This window comes from Stutzerimonas stutzeri, from assembly GCF_019090095.1.
In the GTDB taxonomy this organism is placed as follows: domain Bacteria; phylum Pseudomonadota; class Gammaproteobacteria; order Pseudomonadales; family Pseudomonadaceae; genus Stutzerimonas; species Stutzerimonas stutzeri_AN.
This window is the reverse complement of the sequence record NZ_JAGQFP010000002.1, coordinates 1384582-1405006: the sequence shown is the minus strand read 5'-3', so window position 1 is coordinate 1405006 and position 20425 is coordinate 1384582. Positions and strand designations below refer to the sequence as shown.

Annotated in this window: 21 protein-coding genes; 15 read left to right on the top strand and 6 right to left on the bottom strand. The window is 62.9% G+C overall.

Annotated features, from left to right (window positions below):
• Window positions 1-132: 132 nt before the first annotated feature.
• The 3 genes from KVO92_RS16065 to KVO92_RS16055 all read left to right on the top strand — a co-directional run bounded on the left by KVO92_RS16065 (window position 133) and on the right by KVO92_RS16055 (window position 2668).
• The gene (locus KVO92_RS16065) at window positions 133-1080 is read left to right on the top strand and encodes a YgfZ/GcvT domain-containing protein (RefSeq protein ID WP_217476549.1); all 948 of its coding nucleotides are present in this window, start codon (window positions 133-135) and stop codon (window positions 1078-1080) included.
• 38 nt (window positions 1081-1118) lie between these two features.
• Entirely contained in the window at window positions 1119-1955 is an 837-nt protein-coding gene (locus tag KVO92_RS16060; RefSeq protein ID WP_217476548.1) for an HDOD domain-containing protein, read from the top strand.
• Between the two features lie 200 nt (window positions 1956-2155).
• The gene (locus KVO92_RS16055; protein ID WP_254621454.1) at window positions 2156-2668 is read left to right on the top strand and encodes a DUF4142 domain-containing protein; all 513 of its coding nucleotides are present in this window, start codon (window positions 2156-2158) and stop codon (window positions 2666-2668) included.
• 35 nt (window positions 2669-2703) lie between these two features.
• On the opposite strand, the gene ung is transcribed toward KVO92_RS16055, so the two are convergent.
• Window positions 2704-3399, bottom strand: coding sequence for a uracil-DNA glycosylase (gene ung, locus KVO92_RS16050; RefSeq protein WP_217476546.1), 696 nt, complete (start codon window positions 3397-3399; stop codon window positions 2704-2706).
• A 231-nt stretch (window positions 3400-3630) separates the two neighbouring features.
• Here ung and KVO92_RS16045 point away from each other — a divergent pair, with 231 nt between their 5' ends.
• On the top strand, window positions 3631-4875 hold the full coding sequence (locus KVO92_RS16045) for a substrate-binding protein (protein ID WP_217476545.1): 1245 nt from the start codon (window positions 3631-3633) through the stop codon (window positions 4873-4875).
• A gap of 235 nt (window positions 4876-5110) precedes the next feature.
• Entirely contained in the window at window positions 5111-5932 is an 822-nt protein-coding gene (locus tag KVO92_RS16040; RefSeq protein WP_217476544.1) for an enoyl-CoA hydratase, read from the top strand.
• An 87-nt stretch (window positions 5933-6019) separates the two neighbouring features.
• On the opposite strand, the gene KVO92_RS16035 is transcribed toward KVO92_RS16040, so the two are convergent.
• Window positions 6020-6457, bottom strand: coding sequence for a hypothetical protein (locus tag KVO92_RS16035; protein ID WP_217476543.1), 438 nt, complete (start codon window positions 6455-6457; stop codon window positions 6020-6022).
• A 229-nt stretch (window positions 6458-6686) separates the two neighbouring features.
• Here KVO92_RS16035 and rsxA point away from each other — a divergent pair, with 229 nt between their 5' ends.
• The 8 genes from rsxA to KVO92_RS15995 all read left to right on the top strand — a co-directional run bounded on the left by rsxA (window position 6687) and on the right by KVO92_RS15995 (window position 14253).
• Window positions 6687-7271: an electron transport complex subunit RsxA gene (rsxA, locus tag KVO92_RS16030; RefSeq protein WP_217476542.1), complete on the top strand. Its 585-nt coding sequence runs from the start codon at window positions 6687-6689 to the stop codon at window positions 7269-7271.
• Window positions 7268-7843, top strand: a complete 576-nt coding sequence (gene rsxB, locus KVO92_RS16025; RefSeq protein ID WP_217476541.1) for an electron transport complex subunit RsxB — start codon at window positions 7268-7270, stop codon at window positions 7841-7843. The genes rsxA and rsxB overlap by 4 nt, the downstream gene beginning before the upstream one ends.
• Window positions 7840-10743, top strand: coding sequence for an electron transport complex subunit RsxC (rsxC, locus tag KVO92_RS16020; RefSeq protein WP_217476540.1), 2904 nt, complete (start codon window positions 7840-7842; stop codon window positions 10741-10743). The genes rsxB and rsxC overlap by 4 nt, the downstream gene beginning before the upstream one ends.
• Before the next feature lie 52 nt (window positions 10744-10795).
• Window positions 10796-11824 (top strand): RnfABCDGE type electron transport complex subunit D, encoded by a 1029-nt coding sequence (locus KVO92_RS16015; protein WP_217476539.1) that lies wholly within the window; start codon window positions 10796-10798, stop codon window positions 11822-11824.
• 1 nt (window position 11825) lies between these two features.
• Window positions 11826-12596: an electron transport complex subunit RsxG gene (rsxG, locus tag KVO92_RS16010; RefSeq protein ID WP_217476538.1), complete on the top strand. Its 771-nt coding sequence runs from the start codon at window positions 11826-11828 to the stop codon at window positions 12594-12596.
• Window positions 12593-13306: an electron transport complex subunit E gene (locus tag KVO92_RS16005; RefSeq protein WP_217476537.1), complete on the top strand. Its 714-nt coding sequence runs from the start codon at window positions 12593-12595 to the stop codon at window positions 13304-13306. Before rsxG ends, KVO92_RS16005 begins: the two co-directional genes overlap by 4 nt.
• A 19-nt stretch (window positions 13307-13325) precedes the next feature.
• Window positions 13326-13964: an endonuclease III gene (gene nth / locus KVO92_RS16000; RefSeq protein WP_217476536.1), complete on the top strand. Its 639-nt coding sequence runs from the start codon at window positions 13326-13328 to the stop codon at window positions 13962-13964.
• Between the two features lie 109 nt (window positions 13965-14073).
• Window positions 14074-14253 (top strand): PA3496 family putative envelope integrity protein, encoded by a 180-nt coding sequence (locus KVO92_RS15995; RefSeq protein ID WP_021207006.1) that lies wholly within the window; start codon window positions 14074-14076, stop codon window positions 14251-14253.
• Window positions 14254-14297: 44 nt separating this feature from the next.
• Here KVO92_RS15995 and gloA read toward each other — a convergent pair whose 3' ends face one another.
• The 3 genes from gloA to KVO92_RS15980 all read right to left on the bottom strand — a co-directional run bounded on the left by gloA (window position 14298) and on the right by KVO92_RS15980 (window position 16979).
• Window positions 14298-14690 (bottom strand): lactoylglutathione lyase, encoded by a 393-nt coding sequence (gene gloA / locus KVO92_RS15990; RefSeq protein WP_217476535.1) that lies wholly within the window; start codon window positions 14688-14690, stop codon window positions 14298-14300.
• 88 nt (window positions 14691-14778) lie between these two features.
• Window positions 14779-15996, bottom strand: coding sequence for an argininosuccinate synthase (locus KVO92_RS15985; RefSeq protein WP_217476534.1), 1218 nt, complete (start codon window positions 15994-15996; stop codon window positions 14779-14781).
• Window positions 15997-16082: 86 nt separating this feature from the next.
• The gene (locus KVO92_RS15980; RefSeq protein ID WP_217476533.1) at window positions 16083-16979 is read right to left on the bottom strand and encodes a flagellar protein MotY; all 897 of its coding nucleotides are present in this window, start codon (window positions 16977-16979) and stop codon (window positions 16083-16085) included.
• Window positions 16980-17148: 169 nt separating this feature from the next.
• On the opposite strand from KVO92_RS15980, the gene pyrC reads away from it, so the two are divergent.
• Window positions 17149-18192: a dihydroorotase gene (gene pyrC, locus KVO92_RS15975; protein WP_217476532.1), complete on the top strand. Its 1044-nt coding sequence runs from the start codon at window positions 17149-17151 to the stop codon at window positions 18190-18192.
• Window positions 18189-18863, top strand: coding sequence for a ribonuclease T (gene rnt, locus KVO92_RS15970; protein ID WP_217476531.1), 675 nt, complete (start codon window positions 18189-18191; stop codon window positions 18861-18863). Before pyrC ends, rnt begins: the two co-directional genes overlap by 4 nt.
• A 67-nt stretch (window positions 18864-18930) precedes the next feature.
• On the opposite strand, the gene thrC is transcribed toward rnt, so the two are convergent.
• Window positions 18931-20340 carry a threonine synthase gene (thrC, locus tag KVO92_RS15965; RefSeq protein ID WP_217476530.1) on the bottom strand — a complete coding sequence of 470 codons (1410 nt, stop codon included), beginning with the start codon at window positions 20338-20340 and terminating at the stop codon, window positions 18931-18933.
• Between the last annotated feature and the right edge of the window lie 85 nt (window positions 20341-20425).

Below are 20425 nucleotides of genomic sequence, written 5' to 3'. Positions count from 1 at the left end.
GCGGCCATTATAACGACTGGCGCACCCGGCCGGCACGCCCCATGCAGACGGTGCGAAGTGTCAGCCGAGGCACGCTGCCTTTTGCCGACGTCCTGCTATGATGCGGTCCGGTTTACTTCACGGCGACCCGTCATGACTGACACTGCTTTTTTCTGCGTCCTGTCGCACGAAGGCATCCTGGCCGTACGCGGGCCGGACGCAAGCAAGTTCCTGCAAGGCCAACTGACCTGCAACCTCAACTACCTCGACGCCCAGCACTCGAGTCTCGGCGCGCGGTGCACGCCCAAAGGGCGCATGCAATCGAGCTTTCGCATTCTGCCGGAAGGTGACGGCTACCTGATGGCGATGGACCGCGACCTGGTGCCCTCGCAGCTCGCTGACCTGAGCAAATATGCCGCCTTCTCGAAATCGAAACTGCATGACGAGAGTGAACAATGGGTTCGTTTCGGGCTGTGCGAGGGCGACGGCGCCCTGACCAGCCTGGGACTGGACCTGCCGCACGCCGCCAACCAGATAGTCCACGACCACTCGATGATTGCCGTGCGCCTTCCCGATGGCCGAGCCGAGCTCTGGACCCGGTCGACGAACGCCGACACCGTGCGTCTGCGACTGGCCGCGCAACTGCCTCAGGCGCCGCTCGACCGCTGGCTGCTGGCACAGATACGTGCGGGCATTGGCCAGGTGCTGGCCGGTACTCGTGAAATGTTCATCCCGCAAATGATCAATTTGCAGGCGCTCGATGGCGTCAGTTTCAAGAAGGGCTGCTACACCGGGCAGGAAATCGTGGCGCGCATGCAGTATCTGGGCAAATTGAAGCGCCGCCTGTACCGCCTTGCCGCCGAAAGCAGTGACATCGAGGTACCGGCGCCGGGCCTCGAACTGTACTCGCCGGTTCATGGATCGAGCGTGGGCGAGGTCGTCCTGGCGGCTCGCGCAGAGGGTGCGCTGGAACTGCTTGCGGTATTGCAAGAGGACGCGGCGGCCGATGGCCGGATAACCCTGGGATCGCCGGATGGCGCTCCGCTCACGCGGCTTGAATTGCCTTATACGCTAGACGCGGACCGAGAAATCCAGCGCTAGCCCCTGCCTGCCACGCAACAGAATCATCGAGGAACGACATGAGCACTCTTGCCAACAAGGTCCAGCAGGACTTGCTGCAAGCGATCGAACACGACGAACTGGTCCTGCCGACGCTACCCGAAGTGGCGCTGCGCGTCCGCGAGGCCGCGGAAGACCCCGACGTGAGTATCCCGACGCTGGCCAAGGTCATCGGCAACGATGCCGCACTGACGGCACGCATCATCAAGGTGGTCAACAGCCCCTTGCTGCGTACCAATCGGGAGATCAACGACCTGCAGATGGCGATCAGCCGCCTGGGCATCAACTACACCTCCAACCTGGCAACCGGCCTGGCAATGGAGCAGATGTTCCAGGCCACCACTGACGTGGTGGACCGCAAGATGCGCGAGGTCTGGAACAAGAGCACCGAGATCGCCGCGATCAGTCACGTACTGTGCCGCAACTTCACCCGGTTGCCGGCCGATCAGGCAACCTTGGCTGGCCTGGTTCACCAGATCGGCGTACTGCCCATCCTGACCTATGCCGAAGAACACAACGCGCTGCTCAGCGACTCCATCAGCCTCAATCACGTGATCGATCGCATCCACCCGCTGATCGGCGAGAAGATTCTACGGGCCTGGGAGTTTCCCGAATCGATCGCCGTGGTGCCCGGCCAACATCTGGATTTTTCGCGCACCTCGGACAAGGTCGACTATGTCGATATCGTCCAGGTCGCCACGCTGCAAAGCCATATCGGCACCTCCCACCCCTACACGCAGCTGGACTGGAACCGGATTCCTGCGTTCGCCAAGCTGGGGCTCGATCCCGCCACGTTATTGCAGGAAGACGAAGACCTGTCCGCAGCGATGGATGCTGCAATGAGCATGCTGCAGTAACTCCTCCCCGCGCGGGTGCCTTCCGGCGCCCGCCTGCCTGCATCTACCCCTGTGACGGTTCTGCTACCGCTCGCCGGAGCGCAGGAACCGCCGCGCGCCGCCTCCAGTCACAAAAATAGACGGCGCTCTTGCCGCCTCTTGTTTGTGCCCTTGGCCTTGCCTCGGCACCGCACAGACTTCAGTAGATGAAGGAGAACCACATGACGACCAAAGCTTTCCTATCGGGTACCGCAGCAGTGCTGTTCGGCGTAGCGGCGAACTTCGCGCTGGCCGCAGACGGTGAAAACTTCGTCGACGAGGCCTCGGCCAAAGGCATGGCAGAAATAGAAACCGCCAAGCTCGCGCTGGACAAGGGCACTGCCCAGGACGTCAAGACCTTTGCGCAGAAGATGATCGACGACCACACCAAATCGAATCAGCAGCTCGCCAAACTGGCCGGTCAGCATGACGACCTGGAAATGTCAGACGAGGCGACGCTGATGGACAAGGCCAAGGCCATGATCCTCAAGTTGCGTGATGGCGAGAACTTCGATCAGGCCTACGCCAACAACCAGGTGGTGGCCCACGAGCAAACCATCGAGCTGTATCGCGACTACGTGAAAGACGGTGAGAACGCGGAGCTCAAGCAATTCGCCGAGTCGACACTCAAGGAGCTGGAACAGCACCTGCAACACGCGCAAGAGCTGGCATCCAAGCACGGCAGCAAGCAGTAACTGCCCATCCTGGCGCCGTGAGCACGGCGCCAGGCCTACACCACGGCCGGCAATGCCCAGTCGATCGGCGCCAAACCTTGCTGCCGGAGGAACTGGTTGGCTCGACTGAAATGCCCGTTGCCGATGAATCCCCGATGCGCCGACAGCGGCGAGGGATGAACCGACTTGAGCAACAGGTGCTTGGTTGGATCGATCAGCTTGGCCTTGCTCTGCGCGTGAGCGCCCCAGAGCATGAACACGACGTTCGAGCGTCGCTCGCTGACCAGTTCGATGATCCTGTCAGTCAGCCGCTGCCAGCCCATCTTGGCGTGTGACCCTGCCAGTCCTTGTTCGACCGTCAGCGAGGTGTTCAGCATCAGAACCCCCTGATCCGCCCAATGCTGCAAGTAGCCATGGCGGGGAATATCCAGATTCAGGTCGCGCTTGAGTTCCTTGAAGATGTTCTGCAACGACGGCGGCGGCGCAACGCCCGGCTGCACGGAGAAGCACAGGCCATGCGCCTGTCCGGGACCGTGATAGGGATCCTGCCCCAGAATCACCACCCGCACCTGCTCCAGTGGCGTCGAATTCAACGCGTTGAAAATCAACGGCCCCGGCGGGTAGATGACCTTCCCGGATGCTTTCTCACGGCGCAGAAAATCACCCAGCGCCTGCATGTAGGGTTGTTCGAATTCATCCCGCAAGGCGGTTTTCCAGCTGTCTTCGAGTTTGACGCGATCACCCTGATTCATGGTGCTGCCCTGGTATGCCGAGGCGCTGAACCCTAAGCAAAGGACCGCAGCGAGTCAATGCGAGCCCGCAGGACATCCAAAGCCGCGATTGGCAAGCGACGAGATGAAAGTGTCGCCCACCGCACAGTTGCGCGAACGAGCCTTCTTGTACGACCAATGAGCAGGTGACGGGCAGTGATGGCGCGCGCTAAAAAAGCGCTTCGCCAACAACAATTACAACAAGGACTCGCCATGAAACGGAGCATCCTGCTGGCTTTGGGGCTGGGCTTCTGCCTGGCCGCCGAAGCTGCCGACCCTATTACCCTTGGGCTCAACTATCCGCGCACCGGCAGCTACAAAGAGGAAGGGCTGTCCCAGATGCGCGGCGCACTGCTGGCAATTGACGAGATCAATGCCAACGGGGGCGTGCTGGGCCGACCTCTGAAGCTGTCGAGCCGCAACTCCGCCTCGCGCCCCGACAAGGCCGTCGCCAATGTCGACAAACTGGCCGACGAAGGCGCCGCTATGCTGTTTGGTGGCGCATCGAGCGCAGTGGCTATCGCTGCCGGCAAGCGAGCCAAGGAACGTGGGCTCCTTTATTTCGGCACCCTGACCTACTCCAACGACACCACCGGCAAGGACGCCCATCGCTACTTGTTCCGCGAGTGCAATAACGCCTGGATGAGCGCGCAGGTACTGGGGCAATACCTGAACGAACATCTGCCCAACAAACGCTATTTCTACATCACCTCCGACTACACCTGGGGCCATACCAGTGAGAGTTCGTTGCGACAGGCAACCGGCACCCAGGACAATCGCCAGCATCCGGGCATCAAGACCGCGTTTCCCGGCGCGCGCCTGTCCGATTATCGCGACGCGCTGACCCAGGTCGCCAAGAGCGATGCCGAGGTGCTGGTTCTGGTGCTTTTCGGCGAAGACCTCGTGCGCGCCATGCGGATCGCCGACGACCTGGGCCTGAACAAGAGAATGCAGATCGCGGTACCGAACCTGACACTGAGCATGGTTGAAACCGCGGGCCCCGACATCATGCGCGGCGTGCTGGGCACCGAGCCCTGGACCTGGCGCGTCCCCGAGCTCGAGGGATCGACGATCGGCCAGCAGTTCGTCCAGCACTACGACGAGCGCTACCAGACCCACCCATCCAGTTCCGCCGCCTCGGCCTATAGCATCGTCTACCAATGGGCCGATGCGGTGACGCGCGCGCGCAGCCTCGACAGCGAACGGGTCATCGAGGCCTTGGAGGGTCATCGTTACAGCCTGCTCAAGGACGAACAGCAGTGGCGCACCTTCGATCACCAGAACCTGCAGACGGTCTATGCCGTGAAGGTCAAGCCCCGCGAGGCCGTACTCAAGGACCGCTTCAAGCAGGACTATTTCGATATCGTTCATCGGCTGACCGGCGAGCAAGCGGCGCCCTCGCTGGCCGAATGGCAAGCCGAACGACGCGCAGCCGGCCAACCGCTGACGCTTCAATGACCGACGACGGAACGGCGCAGGCGCGACGTCTGTGCCCTAACCTCGAATAGTCATCGCCCCTGGACGCTGGCTTGCCCCCCGGACAACCGACTCGAGCGAGGCCGGGTGCGTCGCCCTCGCGCCTGGGTCCGCCATGAAACAGGTCCGGTCTTGCCGCCGGCCGCTTGCAACGTACAAGCTATTTGCCTATCTGATACAGAGCAGTCGCTGTAATCCTGACGAGGATGATCCCACCATGAGCAACACCGCCGTTGAACCGTACAAGTCGGGTGTCTTCGACCTGACCCACAAGCTGACCGTGGAAAAGCACGGCCACACCGCGCTGATCACCATCAACCATCCACCGGCCAACACCTGGGATCGTGAGTCGCTGATCGGCCTCAAGCAGGTTGTCGAGCACCTGAACCATGACGACGAGGTCTATGCACTGGTCATCAGCGGTCAGGGCGAGAAGTTTTTCAGCGCCGGAGCCGACCTCAAGCTCTTCGCCGACGGCGATCGGGCGCGCGCGCATGAGATGGCCAAGCGCTTCGGCGAAGCCTTCGAGGCGCTGCGCGAATTTCGCGGCGTGTCGATCGCGGCAATCAATGGCTTCGCCCTCGGCGGCGGCCTGGAATGCGCCCTGGCGTGCGATATCCGCATTGCCGAACAGCAGGCGCAGCTCGGCCTGCCGGAAGCATCGGTCGGATTATTGCCCTGCGCCGGCGGCACCCAGGCGTTGGCCTGGCTGGTCGGCGAAGGCTGGGCAAAACGGATGATTCTCTGTGGCGAGCGCGTCAACGCAGAGACCGCGTTGCGGATCGGCCTGGTGGAGCAGGTCGTCGAACCAGGCGAAGCGCGCGGCCACGCCCTGCTGATGGCGTCTCGCGTTGCGCGCCAAAGCCCTGTCGCGGTGCGCACCATCAAGCCCCTGATCGATGCGATGCACAGCCGCGGCCCAGCGCAACAGGCTTCGGCCGAGCGCGAGGCGTTCGTCGGTCTGTTCGAGGCGCAGGATACGCTGGAGGGCGTTAACGCATTCCTGGAAAAACGCGAGCCGCGCTGGAGGAACTGCTAGGCCAACCGCTGGCATGGCGCAAGCCGCGCCCAGCGCTGTCAGGCGGGCGCGACGGGCATCTTACGGCTGGCGTCACCATAACGGCCCTCAGCGGCGCGGCTGGTAGCCGCCGAAATCACGCTGATGCATCCGCAGATCCCCCCGGTTGCGTATCAGCGGCGCCCGACCGAAGTGCCGAGGTCCATCGTCGCGCCAACGCTGGGGATGATCGAAGCCGGACCGGCCCCTGTCGCTCCAACGCGGACGAAACTCACCATGACGGTGGTGCCTCCAGCCCCGCGGGTCGGCTTGCCGATGCCGGTCGTAGTAGCGCGGCGGGAGCTGCCCCTGGTAGCGCGGCGGCAGGTTTTGAGGATATTGCCGGTACTGCGGATACGGGCTGCGGGGGTCGTATTGGTAGCCACGGCTTTCCACCCGATAGCTGCCGCCATCCGGCTGGTAGACCCATACGCCACCTCGCGAATCCGCACAGGCCTGCGTTCCGAACCCCATGAGCAAAAGCATGATCGTCATCGGAATCTTCATCGAGCACCTCCTGCGGCCGCTCTGCCTGAAAGCTGCGGCCTCGAATCATCAGACCACAACGAACAGCCATGTGACGTCTGCGCGGACCGCAGGTGCATTTCCATATGTGTCACCGGGCCGCAGCGGCTGCACGCGCCATGGACCGCTGCGGCCTTGTATGGCTGCCGTGGGTTCCCGATAATAGCGGCCTTTTAGCCTCGGCTCGTGCAGAGCGCCACAGGAACCCGCGATGACCGAACTCGCCCTGATCATGGTTAGCGCCATCCTGGTCAACAACTTCGTGCTGGTGCAGTTTCTTGGTCTGTGCCCGTTCATGGGCGTTTCGAAGAAGATCGAAACCGCCATCGGCCTTTCGCTGGCCACGACCTTCGTGTTGACCCTGGCGGCCATGTGCAGCTACCTGGTCCAACAGTACGTGTTGAAACCGCTGGATCTGGAATTCCTGCGCACCATCAGTTTCATTCTGGTGATCGCCGTGGTGGTTCAGTTCACCGAAATGGTAGTGAACAAGACCAGCCCCCTGCTCTACCGCGTGCTGGGCATCTTTCTGCCGCTGATCACAACCAACTGCATCGTCCTGGGCGTCGCGCTGCTGAACGCCAACAAGACCGAATTCACCTTCATTACCGCCACGGCCAACGGTTTTGCCGCCGGCCTGGGCTTTTCGCTGGTACTGGTGCTGTTTGCCGCCATGCGTGAGCGCATCGCCATCGCCGATGTTCCCAAGTCGTTTCAGGGCGCGGCCATCGGCATGATCACGGCGGGGCTGATGTCACTCGCATTCATGGGCTTCAGTGGGTTGATCAAGCTATGAGTCTGGTGCTGATTGCCGTGCTCGCGCTTCTCGCGCTGTGCCTGATATGCGGGGCGATTCTTGGATTCGCCGCGGTGCGCTTTCGTGTCGAGGGCGATCCGATCGCCGAACAAATCAACGCATTGCTGCCGCAAACCCAGTGCGGACAGTGCGGCTATCCAGGCTGCAAACCCTACGCCGAGGCTATCGCCGGCGGTGACAAGATCAACAAATGCCCGCCCGGTGGCGAATCCACCATCCAGGCCCTGGCCGACCTGCTCGATGTCGAACCCGAGCCATTGGACGCCGCCGAGGGCGAAGTACCACCCCGGGTCGCCTACATCCGTGAAGCCGAATGCATCGGCTGCACCAAGTGCATCCAGGCCTGCCCGGTGGACGCCATCGTCGGCGCGGCCAAGCAGATGCACACGGTCATCGTCTCCGAGTGCACCGGCTGTGATCTCTGCGTTGATCCCTGCCCGGTGGACTGCATCGACATGATCGAACTGGGCAGCAACCTGCAGAGCTGGAAATGGGAACAGCCCTTGATGCCGGGCCAGCTGATCGCCACTGACCGGGAGCAGGCCGCATGACTTCGCTGAACGTCTGGGATATCCACGGCGGCATTCATCCACCGGAGCGCAAGGAACTGTCCAACCGCGCGCCAGTACAGCGGCCGCCATTGCCGGCGAAACTGGTGGTGCCGCTGGCCCAGCATCTCGGCGCGCCTGCCGAACCCTGCGTCACGCTTGGCGAGCGCGTACTCAAAGGGCAGAAGATCGCAGAGGCCAGCGGCTTCGTCAGCGCGCCGGTACATGCACCCACCTCCGGTATCGTCAGCTACATCGGGCCACAACCCTACCCCCATGTGTCGGGCATGCTCAGCACCGCCATCGTCATCGACAGCGATGGCCAGGACGAATGGACCGAACTGCGACCGCAGGCCGATTACCGGACCCTGCCGACCGACAGGTTGCTGGAGATTATTCGTCAGGCCGGAATCAGCGGCCTCGGCGGCGCCGGGTTCCCGACGGCGGTCAAGCTGACCGCCCCGCCCAGCCAGAAGATCCGCACGCTGATCATCAACGGGACCGAATGCGAACCCTATATCACCGCCGATGACCTGTTGATGCGCGAACGGGCCACGGAGCTCGTCGCTGGTATCGAGATACTGACCCACCTGATCCAGGCCGAGCGGGTGCTGATCGGCATCGAGGACAACAAGCCCGAAGCCATCGAAGCCGTACGCGCGGCAGTTGGCCAACGTGACTTTCAGATCAAGGTCTTCCCCACCAAGTACCCCTCCGGTGGAGAAAAGCAGCTGATCCAGATCCTCACCGGAGAAGAAGTCCCCAGCGGTGGTCTCCCGGCAGACATCGGTATGCTCTGCCAGAACGTCGGTACCTGTGTCGCCATTCATGACGCGGTACTACTGGGCAAACCGCTGATCTCGCGAATCACCACGCTGACCGGCGAAGCGCTGGCACGCCCGATGAACGTCGAGGCACTGATCGGCACCCCGGTAGCCGAGCTGCTCGCCTTTGCGGGGCTCGACAGCGGCAAGCTCAACCGCCTGATCATGGGCGGGCCGATGATGGGCTTCACCCTGCCATCGATGGACGTGCCGCTGGTCAAGACCACCAACTGCCTGCTCGCCACGACCCTGGCCGAATTGCCTCCGCCGCCTCCTGCACTGCCCTGTATTCGCTGTGGCGAGTGCGCCGAGGCTTGTCCGGCCAACCTGCTACCGCAACAGCTGCATTTCTTCGCGCTGGGCCAGGAGCACGAGCAGCTCAAGGCATACAACCTGTTCGACTGTATCGAATGCGGCGCCTGCGCCTACGTCTGCCCGTCGAGCATTCCTCTGGTGCAGTACTACCGCGCCGCCAAGGGCGAAATTCGCGCGTTGGAACAAAAACAGCAGAAAGCCGAACATTCCAAGCAGCGTTTCGAGCTGCGCCAGGAACGCCTGCGGCGTGCCGAAGAACAGAAGGAAGCGGATCGCAAGGCCCGGGCCGAACGCGCCGCTCGCGCCAAGGCGGCCCAGTCCGATGCCAGCACGACCGTCAGCCTGGACGACCCACTCGCCCGGGTGCAGGCGAACAAGACCGGGCTGTCGGATGAGCAGAAAAAGCTCAAGATCGAAGCGAGCATGGCCCAGGTCGCCCTGAAGAAAGCAGAGAAGCAACTCGCCACTCATGCGACTGCCGAGCTCGAAGCCCAGGTCGCCGAGCTGCGCGAGGCCGCCGCGGCAGCGCAGAAGGCACTGGACGAGGCCCTGGCGCTCGCGCCGCCGCCAGCGGCCGCCCCCGCTCAGGCCAACGACGAGGCTGCCAAGAAAGCCAAGATCGAAGCCGCCATGCTCCGCGCGCAACTGCGCAAGCTGGAGAAGCTGGAAAGTCCCGATACCGAGCAGCAGGCCGAGCTGAGCCGGCTTCAAAGCCAACTCGCCGCCGCCGAGCAGGCCCTGGCGGAAGCGCAGAACAGCGTAACCAGCGCGGCGCCCGCCAAGCCCGCCAGTGACGAGGCCGTGAAGAAAGCCAAGATCGAGGCCGCCATGCTCCGCGCGCAACTGCGCAAGCTGGAGAAGCTGGAAAGCCCAGATACCGAGCAGCAGGCCGAGCTGAGCCGCCTTCAAAGCCAACTCGCCGCCGCCGAACGAGCCCTGGCAGCAGCCCAGAACAGCACAACCACTGCGCCCACCAAGCCCGCCGGTGACGAGGCGTTGAAGAAAGCCAAGATCGAGGCCGCCATGCTCCGCGCGCAACTGCGCAAGCTGGAGAAGCTGGAAAGCCCCGATACCGAGCAGCAGGCCGAGCTGAGCCGCCTTCAAAGCCAGCTCGCCGCCGCCGAACGAGCCCTGGCAGAAGCACAGAACAGCACAACCACTGCGCCCACCAAGCCCGCCGGTGACGAGGCCTTGAAGAAAGCCAAGATCGAGGCCGCCATGCTCCGCGCGCAACTGCGCAAGCTGGAGAAGCTGGAAAGCCCCGATACCGAGCAACAGGCCGAGCTGAGCCACCTTCAATCCCAACTCGCTACCGCCGAGCAGGCCCTGGCGGAAGCACAAAACAGCGCAACCACTGCGGCGCCCGCCATGCCCGCCAGTGATGAGGCGTTGAAAAAGGCCAAGATCGAACTGGCAATGAAGCGAGCCGAGCTGAAAAAAGCCGAAAAGGCCGGCGCTGAAGATGCCGAACTGAGCAAGCTTCGCGATGGCCTGGCCAGCGCCGAGCAGGCGTTGCACGAGGCCGAAGCGCAGTGCGGCAAGCCGGAGCCGGAGCTGGTTCGGCAAGAGAAACGCCCGGTGGACGAGCAGACCCGCACGCTGAAAACCGAAGTCGCCTATGCGCGCGCGGACCTGCGCAAACTGGAACGCGATCCAGCCAGCGACGCCAACGCGGTCGAGGCCGCCCAGGCACGACTGGCCGAAGCCGAACGCAAACTGCAGGCACATACCGATTCGTTAGGGACGCAAGCGCCGCTGGCGTGACCATCCCCGGGGCGGCGGCGCCGCCCTACACTGCATCAATACCGGAGAGCCAATGGCCCTGCCCCGCATTACCTCACCACATACCAAGGGTAACAACCGGACCCAGCGGGTCATGTTGCTGGTGCTGGCCGCCACGTTGCCAGGCGTCGTCGCGCTGACCTGGCTGTATGGCACCGGCACCTTGATCAATCTGCTCTGGGCGAGTGTCGTTGCGCTGGCCGTCGAGGCACTTGTTCTCAACGTTCGACGCCGCCCGGTCGGGTTCTTTCTGCGCGACGGCAGCGCATTGGTCACCGCTGTGCTACTGGCCTTGGCACTGCCGCCGTACTCGCCCTGGTGGCTGACGCTAATCGCGACAGGTACCGCCATCATGCTTGGCAAGCAGCTCTATGGTGGCCTGGGCCAGAACCCCTTCAACCCTGCGATGATCGGCTACGTCGTGGTACTGGTGTCCTTCCCGGTGGAAATGACCACCTGGCCGGTACCGCACAGCGTCGGCGTTGGCGCTGGATTGCAGCATATTCTGGGTATCGCCTCGCTGCCCGACGGTTGGACCCAGGCCACGGCGCTCGATGTTTTGAAGATCAACAAGAGCCTCACCGTCGACGAGCTCTGGGCCAACCCTGCTTTCGGTCACTTCGGCGGTATCGGCTCGGAAGTGGTGAATCTGGCGTTCCTGGCCGGAGGCCTGTTCCTTTTACACAAGCGGCTTTTCAGCTGGCACGCACCGGTCGGCATGCTCGCGGCACTGACCGTCATGAGCCTGGTGTTCTGGAACGGCTCGGGGTCGGATAGCCACGGCTCGCCACTGTTTCATCTGCTCAGCGGGGCAACGATGCTGGGTGCGTTCTTCATCGTCACCGATCCTGTGAGCGGCGCCACCAGCAACCAGGGTCGCCTGATCTTCGGTGCGGGCGTCGGTGTGCTGGTCTACGTCATCCGTGCCTGGGGCGGTTATCCGGACGCCGTCGCGTTCGCCGTGCTGCTGATGAATCTGGCCGCCCCCACCATCGATTACTACACCCGCCCGCGCACCTACGGCCATCGCAAGGCCGAGCGCGGCTTCAAGCTGGGCGAATGACATGATCCTTCCTGAACTCAGCCGCTCGATGCTCAAGAACAGCCTGGTCCTCGGCCTGTTCGCCGTGGTGACGGTCGGCGCGGTAACCCTGCTGCAGCAATTCACCGCCGAGCGCATCCAGGCATCCGAGCGCGCGGCCCAGCTGCGTGCCCTGAACGAGATTCTGCCGCGCGACAGCTACGACAATGCGCTGCTGGACAGCAGCATCGAGGTGCACGATCCCCTGCTTGGCACCCGTAAACCGCAAGCGGCGTACATTGCCAAGAAGGACGGCGAGCCCAACGCGATCATTCTGCAGGCCATCGCCCCGGACGGCTACGGCGGCGCGATACAGTTGCTGGTCGGCATCTGGGCTGACGGACGCATCGCCGGCGTGCGCGTGGTCGCGCACCGAGAGACACCCGGTCTGGGCGACAAGATCGAGCTGGCCAAGAGCCCCTGGATTCGCAGCTTCGACAATCGCTCACTGAACGCCCCCGACGAGTCCGGCTGGGCCGTGAAGAAGGATCGCGGTGAGTTCGATCAGTTCGCCGGCGCCACCATTACCCCGCGCGCCGTGGTCGGCGCGGTGCATCGAGCCCTGCAATACTTCGAGGCGCACAAGGCCGAACTCCTCCATGCCAGCGGCAGCCCGACACCCGCTGACGAGACGCTCGACGAGCACGTCGAACCGGCGCCGGTGACCACTCATTCACGCGCGGGCGCCGCAGCCACCCGCGACGCGTTGCGAATCGACGAGCCGCCGCCCGCACAGAAAGGTCAGACACCATGAGCAACCCCAGCTATCGCGAACTGAGCGTCAATGGCCTGTGGAAGAACAACCCTGCGCTGGTCCAGCTGTTGGGGCTCTGCCCGCTGTTGGGCGTGAGCAACTCCACCGTCAACGCGCTGGGACTCGGACTGGCCACCGCCCTGGTGCTGATCTGCTCGAACGTTGCGGTTTCGCTGGTGCGCGGCGTGGTCAACACTGCCGTGCGTCTGCCGGCCTTTGTCATGATCATCGCGGCGCTAACCACCTGCATCGAACTGCTGATGCAGGCCTACACCTATGAGCTGTACCAGATTCTCGGCATCTTCATTCCCCTGATCACCACCAACTGCGTCATCCTCGGGCGCGCCGACGGCTTCGCCGCCAAGCACAATCCGTTGATCGCCGCCTACGATGGCCTGCTCATGGGGCTGGGGTTCGCGCTGGTACTGGTCGTGCTCGGCGGATTGCGCGAGCTGTTCGGCACCGGGGCACTGTTTGCCAACATGCCCCTGTTGTTCGGACCGGTCGCCGCGGACTGGCAGATCACCCTGTTCAACGACTACAAAGGCTTCCTGCTGGCCATCCTGCCACCCGGCGCCTTCATCGTGCTTGGGCTGCTGATTGCGTTGAAGAACCGCATCGATCTGCACCTGGCCGAGCGTGCCAAGGCCAGGCAGCCGGTCGAACCGGTACAGAGTCGCCGGGTACGCGTCACCGGGGTGATCGAATGATGCACGGAGGCTTCGCCCAATGAACGCCGCGAAACGTCGGGAAATCTTCCGCCGCTTTCATGAAGACAATCCGGAGCCCAAGACCGAACTGGCGTACAGCACGCCCTTCGAGCTGCTGATAGCCGTCATCCTGTCGGCACAGGCCACCGACGTCGGCGTCAACAAGGCCACGGCCAAGCTGTATCCCGTCGCCAATACCCCCGAGGCCATCTACGCGCTGGGCTACGACGGCCTGTGCCACTACATCAAAACCATCGGCTTGTATCCGAGCAAGGCGAAGAACGTGCTCGAGACCTGCCGCATACTGGTTGAGAAACACGGTGGCCAGGTTCCGGACAACCGCGAAGACCTCGAAGCGCTCCCCGGCGTCGGGCGCAAGACCGCCAATGTGGTGCTGAACACGGCGTTTCGCCAGTTCACCATGGCCGTCGATACCCATATCTTCCGCGTCGCCAATCGCACCAACATCGCCCCAGGCAAGAACGTGCTGGAGGTCGAGCGCAAGCTGATCAAGTTCGTCCCGAAAGCGTATCTGCTCGACGCCCACCATTGGTTGATTCTGCATGGGCGCTACGTCTGCAAGGCACGCAAGCCACAGTGCGGCAGTTGCCGGATAGAGGATCTGTGCGAGTACAAGCACAAGACCTCCGACGATTGATCAGCCTCGGCAAAAAGCTATCGTTCGATTGAAAAAATCTTTTTTACGGCCATCTTTTTTGTCGCTATAAGGAGCGCCAACAGCGCGCCTTAGCCGTGGAGTGAGACAAGTGTCCGAGAAAGAAGATATCCAGATTGAAGACGACTTCGTCGCAGACGACGAAGACGATACTGCAGAGGCTCCGGTCGAAGTGGCCAAGACCAACCTGACCAAGCGCCGGATTATCGACAACCTGCTCGAAGAACGACGGCTGCAGAAGCAACTCAACGAATTCGACTTCGATCTGTGAAGCAGAAAAGCCCCGAATCACGGGGCTTTTTTATGCGTCGTCGATCAATCGCGACGCGAGGGTGAAAGCAGTTCCACCTTGTAGCCGTCCGGATCCTCGACGAACGCCAGGATGCTGGTGCCGTGCATCATCGGCCCCGGCTCGCGGGTGATCTTGCCGCCGCGCGCACGGATGTCCTCACAGGCCTTGTAGACGTCCTCCACTTCCAGCGCGATATGGCCGTAGCCGTTGCCGAGATCGTAGCTGTCGACGCCCCAGTTATGGGTCAGCTCCAGCACGCTGTTGTGCGCCTCGTCGCCATAGCCGACGAATGCGAGGGTGAACTTGCCGTCCGGGTAGTCCTTGCGGCGCAGCAGGGTCATGCCCAGCACTTCGGTATAGAAGGCGATGGATCGCTCCATGTCGCCGACTCGCAGCATGGTATGCAGCAGTCTCATGGTCTTTTCTCCTCAGCAAGGCGTTTAAAGGTGCAGAAAGCATAACCCCGGCTCGTGGCCGGGGTCATGGTCAGGCATGGGGCAGTCGTCAGAACTGCGTCCGGCCCTTGTTCGCGGCGATGCGCATGCGCAGCGCGTTGAGCTTGATGAAGCCGCCGGCATCGGCCTGGTCATAGGCGCCCGCGTCGTCCTCGAAGGTGGCGATGTTGGCATCGAACAGGGAATCGTCGGATTTGCGGCCAGTGACGATGACGTTGCCCTTGTAGAGCTTGAGTCGCACCACGCCGTTCACATTGACCTGCGATGCGTCGATCATCTGCTGCAGCATGCTGCGCTCCGGGCTCCACCAGTAGCCGTTGTAGATCAGGCTGGCGTACTTGGGCATCAGCTCGTCTTTCAGGTGGGCCACTTCACGGTCCAGGGTAATCGACTCGATGGCGCGATGTCCCTTGAGCATGATGGTGCCGCCGGGGGTTTCGTAGCAGCCGCGCGACTTCATGCCGACATAGCGGTTCTCGACGATGTCCAGGCGACCGATGCCGTTCTCGCCACCGACCTTGTTCAGGTAGGTCAATACCTCGGCCGGGGTCATCTCTTTGCCGTCGATGGCAACGATGTCGCCCTTGCGGTAGGTCAGCTCGATGTAGGTCGGGGTGTCCGGCGCGGTTTCCGGCGACTTGGTCCAGCGCCACATGTCCTCTTCGTGCTCGGTCCAGGTGTCTTCCAGCACACCGCCCTCATAGGAGATGTGCAGGAGGTTGGCGTCCATGGAGTACGGCGACTTCTTCTTGCCGTGACGCTCGATCGGGATCTCGTGCTTGGCAGCGTAGTCCATCAGCTTCTCGCGCGAGAGCAGATCCCATTCGCGCCAGGGGGCGATGACCTTGACGCCGGGCTTGAGGGCGTAGGCGCCCAGCTCGAAACGAACCTGGTCGTTGCCCTTGCCGGTGGCGCCATGGGAGATGGCGTCGGCGCCAGTCTCGTTGGCGATTTCGATCAGGCGCTTGGCGATCAGCGGACGGGCGATGGAGGTACCGAGCAGGTACTCGCCTTCGTAAACGGTGTTGGCGCGGAACATCGGGAAGACGAAATCGCGAACGAACTCTTCGCGCAGATCATCGATGTAGATCTCCTCGACGCCCATGGCCTTGGCCTTAGCACGGGCGGGCTCGACTTCTTCGCCCTGCCCGAGGTCAGCGGTGAAGGTCACCACTTCGCAGTTATAGGTGTCTTGCAGCCACTTGAGGATCACCGAGGTGTCCAGGCCACCGGAATACGCCAGGACTACCTTCTTTACGTCGGCCATTGCCATCCACTCCCGGGATTGTAAGGAAAGCGAGGATTCTACTGGTCGCGGCGGTGGTTTTACAGGGGCGTGAACGCCGCCCGGGATCAGGACGACGGCGCGCCGCCCTCGGTGGCGGCCGTGGTGGCCGCGGGGCCATGCTCCAGGCGCAGGGTTACCCGGCGATTCTTGGCCCGGTTGGCTTCGCTGGTGTTGGGCACCAGGGGATAGCGCTCGCCGTGAAAGCGCACGGTGATCTGCTCTTTCGGCACACCGTTGGCGATCAGGTACTCCTCGACCGCGAGCGCTCGACGACGGGACAGGTCACGGTTGGTGAGGCGATTGCCGCTGTTGTCGGAATGACCGTCGAGCTCGATCCGATTGACGCTGGGATCGGCCTTGAGGAATTGCAGGATAATGTCCAGCTTAGCCTGGCCCAGTGCATCGAGTGCCACGTCACCGGCGGGAAAGCCGATCTGCGAGCGCCGGATCTGGTCGAAATTCACCGGCAGCAGTTTCGCCGTGCAGGTGCGAAATTCCTCGTAGGCCTTGCCGAAGCGCGCCGGCAGCAGCCTGACCTCCAGTGCCTCGCCCCCGTGTCGGGTGCGGTGACGCACCACCGGGCTGCGCCCTTCGAGCAAACCGCTGAGCAACCGGCCGGCCTGCAACTGCGAGCTGCTCAAGGGGATGTCGCGCGCACCGGCGACCGAAACCAGCCCCAGGTTGATATCGCTGCGCTCCGACTGCCAGGGCGCGGCCGCTGCCAGCAAGGTCGCCGACCCGTTGTCCAGCCAGCGATCCGGTGACTGCAAACGGAAAATCGGTTGCTCGCCCGCCCTGCGCACGAACTCCCCCACCCCGAAACCGGCCACCGGCTGGGTCAGGCGACATTCGAACTGATCGCCCGCCACTTCCCACTGCGCCCGCTCCAGACGAGTCTGGAAGGTCAGGGCATTGGCCGGAGAGGCCAGCATGCAGGCGAGAAATAGAAGGCGCAAACGCACGTCAGACTCCAAGGGTGAACGACATCAACTGAGATATCGGTGCGGCCCATGAAAACTTGAACCCTGCGTCACCTCCCTCTGGCTTTATCTGCCAGGCGTCCCGGCTGCAGCGATTTTTTCCGGCTTTTCCGGTAGCATTCCCGCACGTTTTACCCGCCTGGAAATCTGCATGTCCGACCGACTGACCCTACTGCGCCCCGACGACTGGCATATTCATCTGCGTGACGGCGCTGCATTGCCGCACACCGTGGCGGACGCCGCGCGCCAGTTCGCCCGGGCGATCATCATGCCCAATCTGGTCCCGCCGGTACGCAACGCCGCGGAAGCGGATGCGTACCGCCAGCGCATTCTCGCGGCCCGGCCGGCCAGAAACGCGTTCGAACCGCTGATGGTGCTTTATCTCACCGATGGCACCCAGCCCGAGGACGTGCGCGCCGCCAAGGCCAGTGGTTATGTCTATGCGGCCAAGCTGTATCCAGCCGGTGCAACCACCAATTCCGCGTCCGGTGTGACACGCATCGACAACATTTTCCCAGTGCTCGAGACGATGGCCGAGGTCGGTCTGCCGCTGCTGGTGCATGGCGAGGTAACACGCTCGGAGATCGACATCTTCGATCGCGAGAAATACTTCATCGACGAGCAACTGAGCCGGGTAACCGAACGTTTTCCGACACTGAAAGTGGTGTTCGAGCACATTACGACCCGAGACGCGGTGCAGTTCGTCGAGGCGGCGGGCAGCAACGTGGGCGCGACCATCACGGCGCACCACCTGCTCTACAACCGCAACCACATGCTGGTCGGCGGTATTCGCCCGCACTTCTTCTGCTTGCCGATTCTCAAGCGTAACGTCCATCAGGAAGCGCTGCTCGACGCCGCCACCAGCGGCAGTCCCAAGTTCTTTCTCGGCACCGACTCGGCACCGCATGCGCAGCACGCCAAGGAAAACGCCTGCGGCTGTGCCGGCTGCTACACGGCCTTCGCAGCGATCGAACTCTATGCCGAGGCCTTCGAGCAACGCCAGGCGCTGGACAAGCTCGAGGCATTCGCCAGCCATTTCGGTGCCGACTTCTACGGCCTGCCGCGCAATTCCGAGCAGATCACCCTGGTCCGGGAGTCCTGGAGCGTGCCGACTCAGTTGCCATTCGGCGAACACCATGTCGTTCCCCTGCGCGCCGGTGAGACCCTGCAATGGCGGCTGGAGACACGCACATGAGTGACGAGCAGTTCGACGACGAGCTCGAAGGTAGCCTACCGGGCAAGCCCCGCTCCCCCATGGCAAACCGCTTCCGTGGCTTCCTGCCGGTGGTCGTGGACGTCGAGTGCGGCGGTTTCAATTGCGCCACCGATGCGCTGCTGGAAATCGCGGCAGTGACCATCGGCATGGACGAGCAGGGGCTGCTGTATCCGCAGGAGACGCTGTTCTTCCGCGTCGAGCCATTCGCCGGGGCCAACATCGAAGCGGCGGCTCTGGAGTTCACCGGCATCAAGCTGGATCACCCGCTGCGCATGGCGGTACCCGAATCACAGGCGCTGAACGAAATCATCCGCAGCGTGCGAAAAGCGGTGAAGTCGGCAGGCTGCAAGCGCGCCATTCTGGTCGGGCACAACAGCAGCTTCGATCTGGGCTTCCTCAACGCCGCCATTGCGCGCTGCGATATCAAGCGTAATCCGTTTCACCCCTTCTCCAGCTTCGATACGGCAACCCTGGCCGGCCTCGCCTATGGCCAGACCGTGCTGGCGAAGGCCTGCCAGGCCGCCGGTATCGATTTCGACGGACGCGAGGCGCACTCTGCGCGCTACGACACCGAGAAAACTGCCGAGCTGTTCTGCGGCATCGTCAACCGCTGGAAGGAAATGGGCGGCTGGGAAGAGTTCGACGAATAAGCCAGCGTCGTCGTTAAACGAAAAAGGCCAGTCACATGACTGGCCTTTTTCGTTGCTGCCCCTGCGCTTAAAGCGGCTTGCCCCGGTTGCCATGCTCGCCGACGAAGGCCTGCATGGCCTTCAGATCGTTTGCCAGCACGGTGCAACGCTCGGGACGCTCGAACAGGTCGGACAGGTGCGCCGGCAGCTCCAGCGCCTTGCCAACGCCGGCCTTCTCGACCGCCTCGGGGAATTTGACCGGGTGCGCGGTGCCCAGCGTCACCATCGGCGTGCTCAGGCTACGGCGGCACTCGCGCGCCGCGTGCACGCCAATGGCAGTGTGCGGGTCCAGCACCTCGCCGGTGGCGGCAAATACCTCGGCGATAGTCTTGCAGGTCTGCTCGTCATCGACGGCCAGCGAGTCGAACAGCTTGCGCGCCTCGGTCCAGCGCTCGTCCTCTACCGACAGCTTGCCAGTGGATTTGAACGCGCTCATCAACTCGGCCACGGCAGCGCCGTTACGACCGTGCAGGTCGAACAGCAGGCGCTCGAAGTTGGACGACACCATGATATCCATCGACGGCGACAGCGACGGATGCAGCGTGTCCTTGTCGTAGCGATTGCCGCTCATGAAGCGGTGCAGGATGTCATTGCGGTTGGTCGCCACCACCAGCTGGCTGATCGGCAGGCCCATGTTGCGAGCCAGATAGCCGGCGAAGATGTCGCCGAAGTTGCCGGTCGGCACGGAGAAGGCCACCGAGCGCGACGGCCCACCGAGCTGCAGCGCGGCATGGAAGTAGTAGACGATCTGGGCCATGATCCGCGCCCAGTTGATCGAGTTCACCGCCACCAGACGGGTGCCCTTGAGGAAACCCTGATCGGCGAAGCTGTCCTTGACCATCTCCTGACAGTCGTCGAAGTTGCCTTCGATGGCGATGTTGTGAATGTTGTCGCCGAGGATGGTGGTCATCTGCCGGCGCTGCACTTCCGAGACACGGTTGTGCGGGTGCAGGATGAAGATGTCGACGTTCTCGCAGCGGCGGCAGCCTTCGATCGCCGCCGAGCCAGTGTCGCCGGATGTCGCACCGATGATCACCACGCGCTCGCCGCGCTTGGCCAGCACGTAGTCGAGCAGGCGACCAAGCAGTTGCAGCGCGAAATCCTTGAACGCCAGCGTTGGGCCGTGGAACAACTCCAGCACCCACTCGTTGCCATTCAGCTGGCGCAGCGGAGCCACTGCACTGTGGGCAAACACGCCGTAGGTTTCTTCAAGAATCCGCTTGAAGTCAGCATCCGGGATGCTGCCGGCAACGAACGGTCGCATGACCTTGAACGCCAGCTCGTGATACGGCAGGCCCGACCAGGAAGCGATTTCCTCGACGGTAAAACGCGGCAGGTTTTCCGGCACATAAAGACCGCCATCGCTGGCCAGACCAGCCAGCAGCACGTCTTCGAAATTCAGGGTTGGCGCCTGGCCACGGGTACTGATATAGCGCATGTTAACAAACCTTAGGTTTGAGCCCGGCATCAGGGGCGGGGCTTGAAACCGAGCGATCCGCTCGGACTTCCAGCCGTCCCCTTTC

Bases quoted from the DNA above. Each gene is read 5' to 3' on its own strand.
- KVO92_RS16060 (WP_217476548.1), top strand. From the start codon at position 1,119: ATGAGCACTCTTGCCAACAAGGTCCAGCAGGACTTGCTGCAAGCGATC.
- rsxB (WP_217476541.1), top strand. From the start codon at position 7,268: ATGAGTCTGGTGCTGATTGCCGTGCTCGCGCTTCTCGCGCTGTGCCTG.
- rnt (WP_217476531.1), top strand. From the start codon at position 18,189: ATGAGTGACGAGCAGTTCGACGACGAGCTCGAAGGTAGCCTACCGGGC.
- rsxC (WP_217476540.1), top strand. From the start codon at position 7,840: ATGACTTCGCTGAACGTCTGGGATATCCACGGCGGCATTCATCCACCG.
- rsxG (WP_217476538.1), top strand. From the start codon at position 11,826: ATGATCCTTCCTGAACTCAGCCGCTCGATGCTCAAGAACAGCCTGGTC.
- KVO92_RS16065 (WP_217476549.1), top strand. From the start codon at position 133: ATGACTGACACTGCTTTTTTCTGCGTCCTGTCGCACGAAGGCATCCTG.
- thrC (WP_217476530.1), bottom strand. From the start codon at position 20,340: ATGCGCTATATCAGTACCCGTGGCCAGGCGCCAACCCTGAATTTCGAA.
- KVO92_RS16040 (WP_217476544.1), top strand. From the start codon at position 5,111: ATGAGCAACACCGCCGTTGAACCGTACAAGTCGGGTGTCTTCGACCTG.
- KVO92_RS16005 (WP_217476537.1), top strand. From the start codon at position 12,593: ATGAGCAACCCCAGCTATCGCGAACTGAGCGTCAATGGCCTGTGGAAG.
- KVO92_RS16035 (WP_217476543.1), bottom strand. From the start codon at position 6,457: ATGAAGATTCCGATGACGATCATGCTTTTGCTCATGGGGTTCGGAACG.
- gloA (WP_217476535.1), bottom strand. From the start codon at position 14,690: ATGAGACTGCTGCATACCATGCTGCGAGTCGGCGACATGGAGCGATCC.
- KVO92_RS15985 (WP_217476534.1), bottom strand. From the start codon at position 15,996: ATGGCCGACGTAAAGAAGGTAGTCCTGGCGTATTCCGGTGGCCTGGAC.
- KVO92_RS16015 (WP_217476539.1), top strand. From the start codon at position 10,796: ATGGCCCTGCCCCGCATTACCTCACCACATACCAAGGGTAACAACCGG.
- KVO92_RS16055 (WP_254621454.1), top strand. From the start codon at position 2,156: ATGACGACCAAAGCTTTCCTATCGGGTACCGCAGCAGTGCTGTTCGGC.
- pyrC (WP_217476532.1), top strand. From the start codon at position 17,149: ATGTCCGACCGACTGACCCTACTGCGCCCCGACGACTGGCATATTCAT.
- rsxA (WP_217476542.1), top strand. From the start codon at position 6,687: ATGACCGAACTCGCCCTGATCATGGTTAGCGCCATCCTGGTCAACAAC.
- nth (WP_217476536.1), top strand. From the start codon at position 13,326: ATGAACGCCGCGAAACGTCGGGAAATCTTCCGCCGCTTTCATGAAGAC.
- KVO92_RS16045 (WP_217476545.1), top strand. From the start codon at position 3,631: ATGAAACGGAGCATCCTGCTGGCTTTGGGGCTGGGCTTCTGCCTGGCC.
- ung (WP_217476546.1), bottom strand. From the start codon at position 3,399: ATGAATCAGGGTGATCGCGTCAAACTCGAAGACAGCTGGAAAACCGCC.